General features: G+C 41.1%; 11 protein-coding genes. 7 read left to right on the top strand and 4 right to left on the bottom strand.

The window, feature by feature from the left end; genetic code table 11:
• Positions 1-257: 257 nt before the first annotated feature.
• The 3 genes from ACSLUK_RS16050 to cobA all read right to left on the bottom strand — a co-directional run bounded on the left by ACSLUK_RS16050 (position 258) and on the right by cobA (position 3340).
• Positions 258-1871 (bottom strand): PH domain-containing protein, encoded by a 1614-nt coding sequence (locus tag ACSLUK_RS16050; protein WP_448549691.1) that lies wholly within the window; start codon positions 1869-1871, stop codon positions 258-260.
• Positions 1864-2406 carry a PH domain-containing protein gene (locus tag ACSLUK_RS16045; protein ID WP_448549690.1) on the bottom strand — a complete coding sequence of 181 codons (543 nt, stop codon included), beginning with the start codon at positions 2404-2406 and terminating at the stop codon, positions 1864-1866. The genes ACSLUK_RS16050 and ACSLUK_RS16045 overlap by 8 nt, the downstream gene beginning before the upstream one ends.
• Before the next feature lie 133 nt (positions 2407-2539).
• Positions 2540-3340 (bottom strand): uroporphyrinogen-III C-methyltransferase, encoded by an 801-nt coding sequence (gene cobA / locus ACSLUK_RS16040; RefSeq protein ID WP_448549689.1) that lies wholly within the window; start codon positions 3338-3340, stop codon positions 2540-2542.
• Positions 3341-3566: 226 nt separating this feature from the next.
• On the opposite strand from cobA, the gene ACSLUK_RS16035 reads away from it, so the two are divergent.
• Positions 3567-5843 carry a putative bifunctional diguanylate cyclase/phosphodiesterase gene (locus ACSLUK_RS16035; RefSeq protein WP_448549688.1) on the top strand — a complete coding sequence of 759 codons (2277 nt, stop codon included), beginning with the start codon at positions 3567-3569 and terminating at the stop codon, positions 5841-5843.
• 67 nt (positions 5844-5910) lie between these two features.
• Here the strand turns inward: ACSLUK_RS16035 and suhB are convergent, their stop codons facing one another.
• On the bottom strand, positions 5911-6714 hold the full coding sequence (gene suhB / locus ACSLUK_RS16030) for an inositol-1-monophosphatase (RefSeq protein WP_448549687.1): 804 nt from the start codon (positions 6712-6714) through the stop codon (positions 5911-5913).
• 449 nt (positions 6715-7163) lie between these two features.
• Between suhB and trmJ the strand changes: the two genes are divergently transcribed.
• The 6 genes from trmJ (at position 7164) to iscA (ending at position 11487) form a co-directional block, all read left to right on the top strand.
• Positions 7164-7904 (top strand): tRNA (cytosine(32)/uridine(32)-2'-O)-methyltransferase TrmJ, encoded by a 741-nt coding sequence (trmJ, locus tag ACSLUK_RS16025; protein WP_448549686.1) that lies wholly within the window; start codon positions 7164-7166, stop codon positions 7902-7904.
• Between the two features lie 35 nt (positions 7905-7939).
• On the top strand, positions 7940-8746 hold the full coding sequence (gene cysE / locus ACSLUK_RS16020) for a serine O-acetyltransferase (protein ID WP_448549685.1): 807 nt from the start codon (positions 7940-7942) through the stop codon (positions 8744-8746).
• Between the two features lie 242 nt (positions 8747-8988).
• Positions 8989-9495, top strand: coding sequence for a Fe-S cluster assembly transcriptional regulator IscR (gene iscR / locus ACSLUK_RS16015; RefSeq protein ID WP_448549684.1), 507 nt, complete (start codon positions 8989-8991; stop codon positions 9493-9495).
• 35 nt (positions 9496-9530) lie between these two features.
• A complete protein-coding gene (locus ACSLUK_RS16010) occupies positions 9531-10745 on the top strand; it encodes an IscS subfamily cysteine desulfurase (RefSeq protein ID WP_448549683.1) in 1215 nt (404 codons plus the stop codon).
• A gap of 22 nt (positions 10746-10767) precedes the next feature.
• Positions 10768-11148, top strand: a complete 381-nt coding sequence (gene iscU / locus ACSLUK_RS16005) for a Fe-S cluster assembly scaffold IscU (RefSeq protein WP_448549682.1) — start codon at positions 10768-10770, stop codon at positions 11146-11148.
• Positions 11149-11163: 15 nt separating this feature from the next.
• Entirely contained in the window at positions 11164-11487 is a 324-nt protein-coding gene (iscA, locus tag ACSLUK_RS16000) for an iron-sulfur cluster assembly protein IscA (RefSeq protein WP_448549681.1), read from the top strand.
• The last annotated feature ends 28 nt before the right edge of the window (positions 11488-11515 follow it).

Below are 11515 nucleotides of genomic sequence, written 5' to 3'. Positions count from 1 at the left end.
TTTTGCTAAATCTATTGCTAATACACTAAAGTTAGTCATGGTCTTCTCCATTTTGATTGTTGAGTTAACACTACAATCATGGCACATAGATGCCGATTATGGGTGGAGGAGACCATTACATCGAACGCATTCAAAACATCTGTATCGTATCGTTCGATGAGTGTGAGGTACGAACAATCGAAGTGTGAGCATATCTAATATAAACAGCATAGGCTTACATAAAATCCGCTCACTCTTATTCTTGATAATAAATGGCATTACATCCAAGGCTGTCGTAGTGTTTCTACTTGGTGGAGCGCATAGTCACAATAATTCAGGCCTTCATCTTGTGGCATATAAGGAACGCTTACTGAGCCACTTGCTAAAACAAATTGCACGCGACATAACTGTCTTTTCTTCTGAAATACACTTTGGTGCCATCTCGTTTGCTGCACCTTAGCGATTGGAAAACAGTAGTGGTCAGTACCAATAAACCCTTTACGCACATAGATGAACGCTTCGTCTCGACTATAGCCCCAACGCCGCCAACGAAAATAGACCATCGCAGATAACAACGCAAATACAGTGAATGGCAGTGGTATTAAGCTGATTTTTTCTATTGTCCAAAGAAATCCACAAGCGATTAAAAGCATTGGGGTAAACCAGTACAGCACATAGCGCACAATAAAAAATTTACTAATTGCCTTAAAGTGTGTGTGATCTAAAAAGTTTTCTGGGAAGGCATCATTTACCAGTTCCGACCTTTCTTGATAAGTCACTGACGGTACAATAATTTTATTGTCGTTATTCGGCATACCATCGTGTGATGATTGACTGCTGTTTTGTTCAAATTTCAAATTAGTCCGTTTAAATAGGCGATCGAGCCAGCTTTGGGAGCTTATAATCATTTGCAGACGACTTTGCTTCATAGTGACTTCATGTTTACTCAGCAAGCCACTTTTTCTAACGTATCTGTCACTATGTTTAGTCAATGTATATCCGTAGTAGGAAACAATTGAGCCAAGCACTGATAACGACATAATGACAACGCTGAGAAGTAAAAACATGGCAATGGCAAACGTCGCTATTTGCCATGGTGTAACAACATAGGTGTCGATAAAAAGTTCAATATCGATCCCTAGTATTTGTGCGATAGAAACAAGCAGCGATTCAACCTGTTCGAAAAATGGTGTTAGACCGCCCAAAAATATCCATATGCGATTGTTCGACAAACCATGAATGACCAAATCTCTTAAACTGCGAGTGATTAAAACCTGTTCATTACCAGAGGTTTGAGGCTGTGCAATAGTGTTATCTACAGGTGCTGAAAGAGATTCTTCTTGAGAATTGTCCTCGCTATTTAGCGTTGCTTCATTCAAGTGGTGCACATTGTGACTTAAAATTTCAGCTTTTATTGCTAGTGCCTGTGACATTGGCAGAGCGACAATGTTGGCTTCTTGCTTGTTTGAACCCGCAGTGTCCAGTTGCAAACAGGTAAAGCCAAATGGCCGATAATAAACCGGTTCAAGTAGCTGAATGTTTTGTACACGTTCATAGGGCAGGTTGACATGCTTTTTTGCGAATACACCTGAGCGAATATGTACGTGTTGGTTGACTAACCTAAATTGAAAAAAGTAATAACTTAAAAATGTACTGAGCAAGAAAAGAGATAATAATGCGATAAGAACTGGAATCGAGATCGCTAAATTTTCTGTTACGGTTTTATAGCCAAAAATAATAGCAGGCGCTAAGTAAACAATATTTCCAGCAAGTACGCGAAAAAACTTAAACAAGAAATACATCATCGCAATAGGAGAAATACGCTGCCACTCACGTACGCTAGGTTGCGCTGTCTCGGGTGGCTGTTCTGGTACTGAAGAAATGTTATCCATGGTGTTGTGTGTCTTTATGGCTTAACAAAAATTGACGAATACTTTCGGCTGTTTTAACCGGAAGTCCAGGAATTTGAAAAGTATATAATGCGCCCCCTGCACTGAATACTTGCAACGTGGCAAGTCCATACTTGCGCTCCAAAGGCCCGCGTTCAATTTCTACGTGCTGGATGCGAAGCACTGGCTGACTGACAATTCGTTGGAAAAACAATCCTGTTTTCAAGCTTATATCTAATTCACGTACCGCATATCCCTTTATACGATTGGCTTTAAAGCGGTAGATGCTGAACATGCTCATTAAAACGATCCAACCGAGGCTTAAATAACTAATGGCCGTTTTGTTATCGCCAGTCAGCGATATGAATGGCAAGAATAAAAGCACGAGGGCTACCAGTGGAGGCAAAAATGTAATAATAAGGTGTATTGTCAGGTTTATTTTTGCATAAGCAGGTGCCAATGGGGTGAATGTCTGGGCAGCTATTTCTGGAATTTGGTCAATGTCCAGCTGTTGGTTACTTTGTATTACTTCTTCCATAGAAAATCCATGTGATTCTAATTTCGACTTAGCTTATCAAAATTAATTGAAATTGCTACATTTCGATAACAAGTAAGCAAGGGAACATAGCGCTTAAGACATTATCAACAACACCTTACAGCTTGGTAACAGGTTAACCAGATGGCGACAAATAGCCTAAATTTAACAGCTGTTTTTCGTTAAAAGTATTAACCACATCACCAATGATAATTAACGAAGGCGGTTTAATGTGATGTTGTTCTACAAGGGTATTTAAATTGTACAATTCGCCGCGAAATATACGTTGCTTTTTCGTTGTGCCGCGCTCAATTAATGCGGCAGGGGTGGTCGCTTTGCGCCCTGCTTCTATTAATTGTTGAGTGATGATTGGCAAGCTTTTTACACCCATGTAAAAGACAATGGTTTGCTCGGGGTTAGTTAACGTTTCCCAAGGCAGCGCCAATTCACCGTTATTACTTACATGCCCAGTGATAAAGCTGCAGCTGCGCGATACTTCTCTATGAGTCAGTGGAATGGCAGCATAACCGGAGCAGGCCGATGCGGCGGTCATACCTGGCACAATATGACAGGCGATGTTATTCGCCAGTAAAAATTGCGCTTCTTCACCGCCCCGGCCAAACACAAAAGGATCGCCGCCTTTAAGTCGGGCAACTTTCTTATTTCGCTTAGCATGGTCAACAAGCAATTGATTGATGCCTGATTGCGGTACTTTATGCAGCGCCTGTTTCTTACCAACATAAATTTTCTCGCAAGTCTCCGGCAAAAGTGCCATGACCTCGTCACTGACCAAACGATCAAAAATGGCCACTTCGGCTTGTTGAATAAACCGATATGCCTGTACCGTTAGTAAATCGGGATCGCCTGGTCCGCAGCCTATTAAAGCGACTTCACCTGATTTGAATTCCTGTTTATGAGGGCATTGCGAGAACGACATAACTTCGCATCTACTTCTTAACGAACACGTGAGAGCATGTTAACTTGAAAAATTGTTAAATGCTAATGCTTGAATAATCTATGCTATACAGTGATGTATATGAATTCGATTGCATTTCGTAATGGCAGAGAATTCGCAAAGTCAGTGAAACAGAGAAAACAGCATTGAAAAGAAATTAAATAAGGCGTTTGCGTGTCTGGTTATAAAAAGGAACTAGAGCTAACTTATGAAGTCAATGGTAAAACCGTACTTAATTAGAGCATCAATACTTGCAGGACTGGCACTATTATTGGGGCTTGGATTATCAGTACTGGTTTATAAGTCGACGGAGAATGTTCAGAACAATGCGGTTGATTTAGTAGAAAAACGCATACCCGTACTAATTAGTATCAGTGAAATCATAGCGGACTTAAGCGAGCAAGAACGCATTATTTACGAATATTATCGCTCGCAAGAAAGCGAACCATTTGTTCAAAATACCGCGCGCATTCAAGCGACAATTCAAATGCATAGCCATGCGATTCTAACGCAAGCTCGATTTGCCAAAGAAGCAAAACTATTCACTGATGGTCAGGCAAAAATAGAGAAACTTTTTGCGCTATTTCACCAAAAAATGCAGTTGGATGAAGATAATTGGGATGATTTGCGCGACATTTTGCAGCAAATATCTGATATTCGTGTTGGCTTGATCCCAACCTTGTCTATTATCGAACAACAAACGGAAGTGGCTGTTCAAGAAGGACATCACGCAACCCTAGCACAAATGAACCGCACCCATTGGGTAGTGGTTTTTTATGGTATTTCTATTGTACTCATTAGTGCCGTTGTCGCGTGGTATATTAGGCAATACGCACTCACACAAGCCAAGAACACGCGTTTAGCGTTGTTTTCTCAACGAAACCCTAATCCAATCTTAAGTGTTAATAATGTGGGGGAGGTTGTATTTGCCAATCCTGCGTGCGAAAAACTATTACTACGTGTTGGTGCTGAAGTTGAAGATGTAACATTGTTGGTACCCAGTAACTTTTACGATTTGCGGCAGCAATTGGCGACTGTCGAAGATGCTACGTTGACTGTAGAGACGGAGTTTAAATACCGGATTTTACAAACTAGCATACATTGGCATCGAGAAATTGACGCTTACGATATTCATATTTGGGATGTTACTGAGCGCAGAATCGCCGAGCAAAAAGTTAAGCATCTAGCCTTTTACGATCAAAACTCTAACTTGCCTAATCAGTTCAAATTGCGCGAAGACTTAAATGAGTTAATTGAACAAGACAAGCCGTTCTCATTAGGGTTGATCGCGATAAGAGGATTTAGTCGTCAAGTAAGCGCCATGGGCGTGGAAGCCGCATCGACACTCGTTGCTGCGCTTGCATCATTAATTAGCAAGAACCTCGACAGTGGTATTGTCTTTTACCAAACGAGTAACAGTAAATTCGCCATTATGTGCACTAAGCGTGTAAACAGTTTGTCATTGCAAAAGCTGACCAGTCATATTTCTTCAATTATTGAACATCCTGTTACCACGGTATTTGGCGATTTCTTTGTTGAATTAGACTTTGGTTTTGCTTGTTACCCAGAGCATGGCGAATCGTTTGACGGCATATTAAAGAATGCCCACAGTGCACTGGCGATTTCGGTAGAAAATGAACACGAAAACTTTTGCTTGTTTAAACAAGAGATAGCAGAGGGGTTAGGCCAAAATGCCAAATTACTCGATGCGATGCGTAATGCTGTAGAAAAGAATGAGTTGTTTTTAGTTTTCCAACCACAGCTTGATTTAACGTCTCAGCGAATCAAAGGATTAGAAACCTTAGTGCGTTGGCGACATAATGGCGAAATCGTGTCACCGGCAGACTTTATTCCATTGGCTGAGCAATCCGGTTTAATTGTGTCGATGGGGCGTTGGATACTAGAGCAAGCCTGCCACTTTGCGAAAAAGCTGGTCACACTTGGATATAGCGATATTGTAATCGCGGTGAATGTGTCACCGCGCCAGTTTTCACATCCTCATTTTTGCCAAATGGTGATGAAAGCCCTTGAGGCAGCGCAACTACCGGCTAAAAATCTTGAGTTAGAGATCACCGAAGGTGTGTTCATGCATAATGAAGTACACATGGTAACTTTGCTTGAGCAGCTAAAATCTGTTGGCATTCATCTATCCATTGATGATTTTGGAACAGGTTATTCTTCGATGTCTTATTTAAAAAGGTTGCCAATCGATAAACTTAAAATCGACCAGTCATTCATTCGAGATTGTCACAATAATGATGAAGATAAAGCGATAGTCCAATCGATCGTATCTTTAGGTAAGAGCTTGAATCTATCATTAATTGCTGAAGGTGTAGAGGAACAAACTCACGTAGACTTTTTGACGAAACTTGGCTGCGAAGAAATTCAGGGTTATTGGTATAGCAAGCCGTTGGAGGCCGATGCATTTGTCGAGTTTATTCAATCAGACAATAAACACTTGCCAAACCTAATGGAAACTAGTTAGGCACAACAAAAAAAAACGGCATTGCAGTGTTATGTCTGCAATGCCGTTTTAGGAATAAGTCTTTCGATTACTTGCTTAAACTTTCGCCTAAGTGTGGGCGAATATCTTTTAAGATTTCTTTCAAAACACGTGTGCTACTTGCCACAATGTTGCCAGATTTTTGATGATTATGGCCACCAGTAAAGTCAGTGACTAATCCGCCCGCTTCAATAACAAGCAGTTCGCCTGCAGCAGTATCCCAAGGTTTTAATCCGATTTCGAAGAAACCATCCACACGACCAGCTGCTACATAAGCTAAGTCAAGCGCGGCAGAACCTGCACGACGAATGTCAGATGTTTTAGTAAATAAAGTTTTAAACATCTCTAGGTATGCATCTAAGTGATGTTTCTTTTTGAAAGGGAAACCAGTCGCTAATACGCCACCAGTAAGTTCTTTTGACTGTTTAACACGAATACGGAAACCATTCAGTTGAGCGCCATTGCCACGGCTTGCTGTGAATAACTCGCCACGAATTGGGTCGTAAATCACTGCTTGGTCTAGTTTGCCTTTTACTTTTAATGCAATTGATACGGCAAAATGAGGAATACCTTTGATGAAATTTGTTGTACCGTCAAGTGGATCGATAATCCATTGATAGTCACTGTCTTCACCGTCAACAACACCACATTCTTCACTGATAATAGTGTGTGTAGGGTATGCTTTTTTGATTACATCAATAATAGCTTGCTCTGCGTTCCTATCAACGTTTGTTACTAAATCATTAGTGCCTTTAGATTCAATTTCTAGTTTGTCAGCTTGTTCAAATGCGCGAACAATGATATTTCCAGCGGCGCGCGCAGAACGCACAGCAATATTAAGCATAGGGTGCATACACTATTACCTTTAAAAGTTGTTAAACAGTTTTTAAAAAGAACGAAAGTAAATTCATCGAGAATTTAAGCGGCGCACATTATAGCAATGTTTTACGTAACGCGCGATGATTTATTTACTTCAATTTTTCGCCTTTGTTGTTAACTAGTTATAGCTCAATACACGAGCTTTGCTTGCTAAAAACACATCAATCAAAAACGTCAATGCCAATCTGGCACAACGGTTATTTAGACAAAAATCAAATAATACAGATTGAATAGCACTAGAAACCCGCGATAAAGCAGATGATTTTTTGTCAGTACAAGGATAAGGTTCTATGTTAATATTCGCTTAATTTTAAAGTCGTCCACATTACTACTTTATATAGACGAAATACTAGCAGCGTGTGCTGATTTGGTGATGATGAACTCCGTAGGGTAGTAGGCAAATAAATTGAGTAAATTGACAAAATGTTAGATTCAGTACGTATAGTTTTAGTGAACACTTCCGACTGCCGTAATATTGGTTCGGCGGCCAGAGCGATGAAAACGATGGGACTAAGCCAACTTATTTTGGTTGATCCAATTGAAATGCCAAATGGTCAGGCACAAGCATTAGCTGCTGGTGCCACTGATGTATTGGCTAATGCAAAGGTCGTTTCAACATTAGAAGAAGCGACAGCGGATTGTGGTTTAGTTGTTGGTACCAGTGCGCGTTCTCGTACCTTGCCTTGGCCAATGTTAGAGCCGCGTGAATGCGGTAAAAAAATGATCAGTGAAGTGAGCGACTATCCAGTTGCTTTAGTATTTGGTCGCGAAAGCAGTGGTCTCACCAATGAAGAACTGCAGTTATGTCATTTTCATGTGCAGATTCCGGCGAATCCGGAGTACAGTTCATTAAACTTGGCAATGGCCGTACAAACACTAAGCTATGAAGTGAGAATGGCGTTTTTGGAACATCAAAATCAGCCATATGAAAGCCAAGACGAAGAAGAGTATCCTGTCGTTGCAGAAACTGAACGCTTTTATGAACATTTTGAAAGAGCATTAACAGAAACCGGGTTTATTATTCCAAGCCACCCAGGTTTGGTAATGACTAAGTTGCGTCGATTGTTTAATCGCGCTCGACCTGATGCAAAAGAATTGAAGATGATGCGAGGCATTCTGGCTTCAGTTGAAAAAGCTGCTAAAGGTCGTAAGAACGAAGAATAACCTATAAGTAGAAAAAGTAAGATAAAGGAACCGTTATGTTTAGCCGTATCAAAGAAGATATTAATAGTGTCTTTGATAGAGATCCTGCCGCACGAAATATGTTTGAGGTGTTGACCAATTACCCTGGTCTTCATGCTATTTGGCTTCATCGTGTTAGCCACAAGTTGTGGAAGCGAGATTGGAAATGGTTGGCGCGTTCTTTATCAACTTTTTCTCGTTGGCTAACAGGTATTGAAATCCATCCCGGAGCAACCATTGGCCGTCGCTTTTTCATTGACCATGGTATGGGGGTAGTGATTGGCGGCACTGCCGAAATTGGCGATGATGTCACACTATACCAAGGGGTAACACTTGGTGGTACTAGTTGGAAAGAAGGTAAACGCCATCCAACACTACTTGATAATGTGGTAGTTGGAGCCGGAGCGAAAATCCTTGGTCCAATTACTATCGGCAACAACGGCAAGGTAGGCTCTAACTCGGTTGTGGTAAAAGATGTGCCTGATAATGCTACCGCGGTCGGTATTCCGGGAAAAATTATCAAAGCTAAACCGACAGAGTTTGACGATAGCCGAAAAGACGCGGCAAAAAAATATGGCTTTGATGCCTATGCGGTTTCGGCTGATAACCCTGATCCAGTGGCAAAGGCGATTGGTAGATTGCTTGATCACGTTCACTTGATGGATAACAAAGTGGCTGATTTATGCAAAGAAGTGAATCGCTTAGGTGGTGAAGTGTGCCAAGACGCACTGCCTGAACTTAACGTTCGCGAGTTCGATGAAGATGAAAAAGCCGCAGCTGCTCGCCGAAAAGCACACGTTGACGCATTTGATCCTGAAATATAACCCCGTTATGAAACATAAGTATATTTGTGAAAAAGAGAAGTGAGTAATCACTTCTCTTTTTCGTTTTATGCCGCTTAATGCTAACTAATATCGAATCGGTATCAAATACTTGAGTTATTTACTCAAGTATTGTTGACTCCTGATGGGTGTGGGTTACAATACCTGAGTAAATTGCTCAAGTATTTGTTTGACTATTTTGTAGGGTTATGTACAATTGCGCGGCAAATTCGTAGGGGTACTGAATGAAACTAACTTCAAAAGGGCGTTATGCCGTGACAGCCATGCTGGATGTAGCAATACATGCCGAGCAAGGGCCTGTGCCGTTAGCTGATATTTCGGAGCGTCAAGGTATCTCTCTTTCCTACTTAGAACAACTATTTTCTAAGTTACGCAAACATGGATTAGTACATAGCATACGTGGGCCAGGTGGTGGCTATCGCCTAGGACGATGTTCGGCGCAAATCGCGGTGGCAGATGTTATTTCAGCAGTTGATGAAAGCATCAATGCGACTAGATGTGGTGGCAAAGGTGATTGTCAATCAGGCAATCAATGCTTAACTCATTCATTATGGGTTGATTTAAGCCACCGAATTGAAGAATTTTTACAAAGCATTTCGTTGTCAGAGCTCGTTGAACAACGCAATGTTCGTATGGTTTCGGAACGACAAGATAACCAGCAGTTAAAAATGTCTGGTAAAAATAGTCTCGAAACATTAATTGCAACTACAAGTATTATGAGTGACTGCTAGGGCAGCAGAGAAACTCAATTGGAGAAAGTAAGCCAATGAAGCTTCCTATTTATTTTGATTACTCAGCAACAACACCTGTTGATAAACGTGTTGCTGAAAAAATGATGCAATACATGACAACCGATGGTTTTTACGGAAACCCTGCTTCTCGCTCGCACAAATTTGGCTGGCAGGCAGAAGAGGCAGTAGATATTGCACGTAATCAAGTGGCTGAATTGCTTAACGCTGATCCACGCGAGATCGTTTTTACCTCTGGTGCGACAGAATCAGACAACTTAGCTATTAAAGGCGCTGCTAAGTTTTACTCGAAAAAAGGTAAACACATTATTACCTCTAAAACTGAGCACAAAGCAGTGTTAGATACTTGTCGCGAACTTGAACGTGTTGGCTTTGAAGTGACTTACTTAGACCCTGAAGATAATGGTTTAATCGACTTAGGCAAGCTTGAACAAGCAATGCGCGAAGATACAGTGCTTGTGAGCATTATGCACGTAAACAACGAAATTGGTGTGATTCAAGACATCGAGAAAATTGGTGAACTATGCCGTTCTCGTAAGATTGTCTTCCACGTGGATGCGGCACAAAGTGTTGGTAAAATCGACATAGACTTACAAAAGTTAAAAGTTGATTTAATGTCAATTTCTGCCCACAAAATGTATGGCCCTAAAGGTATCGGTGCATTATACGTTCGTCGTAAACCACGTATCCGTTTAGAAGCGCAAATGCACGGCGGTGGTCATGAGCGCGGCATGCGTTCAGGAACATTAGCGACTCACCAAATCGTTGGTATGGGTGAAGCGTGTCGCATCGCTAAAGAAGAAATGGCGAAAGATTTAGCGCACGTAACAGCAATGCGTGATCGTTTATGGAATGGCGTAAAATCAATGGAGCAGGTGTTTGTTAACGGCGATATTGATCAACGTTATCCAGGTAACTTAAATATTAGTTTTAATTTTGTTGAAGGTGAGTCGCTAATTATGTCGTTAAAAGACTTAGCGGTTTCTTCAGGTTCTGCCTGTACTTCAGCAAGTTTAGAGCCTTCGTACGTATTACGTGCATTGGGCTTAAATGACGAGATGGCTCATAGCTCTATTCGTTTTAGTTTTGGTCGCTTTACCACAGAAGAAGAAGTTGATTACGCAATCGAGCTTATTCAAAAAGCAATTACACATTTAAGAGAAATGTCACCTCTTTGGGAAATGTACCAAGACGGTATTGATTTAGATTCAGTTGAATGGGTAGCTCACTAAGAGTTATCGGGGGAAAAGTATTATGGCTTATAGTGAAAAAGTAATCGATCATTATGAAAATCCAAGAAACGTTGGTTCTTTGGATAAAAACGATCCGCAAGTAGCAACAGGTATGGTTGGTGCGCCAGCGTGTGGTGACGTAATGAAGCTTCAGTTAAAAATAACTGAAGAAGGTATCATCGAAGATGCGAAGTTTAAAACTTATGGTTGTGGCTCAGCGATTGCCTCAAGTTCTTTAGTTACCGAGTGGGTAAAAGGTAAGAGCGTTGAAGAAGCGGCTGAAATTAAAAACACCGCAATTGCTGAAGAATTGGCATTACCGCCGGTTAAAATCCACTGTTCGATTTTAGCGGAAGATGCAATCAAAGCAGCATTAGACGATTATCGTAGTAAGAATAGCTAAACTTAAGGTAGCGGTATGAGTGTTACTATGACGCCGTCAGCGTCAGAACGTGTAAGAAGTTTCATTAGTAATCGTGGCAAAGGCATTGGCTTGCGTTTAGGCATTAAAACAACTGGATGTTCAGGCCTTGCGTATGTGATGGAATTTGTTGACGAGCTAAATGAAGATGATCAGGTTTTTGATGTTGAGGATGTGAAAATCATTATCGACACCAAAAGCTTAGTATACCTTGAAGGCATAGAGTTAGACTTCGTAAAAGAAGGTCTTAACGAAGGGTTTAAATTCACCAATCCAAACGCTAAAGGCGAATGTGGGTGTGGTGAAAGCTTTAACGTGTAGTTAACCGCATTATTGGTGCTGGAGTAGT

The sequence above is a fragment of the Thalassotalea fusca genome (genome assembly GCF_053485835.1).
This window is presented reverse-complemented; position numbering and strand designations above follow the sequence as displayed.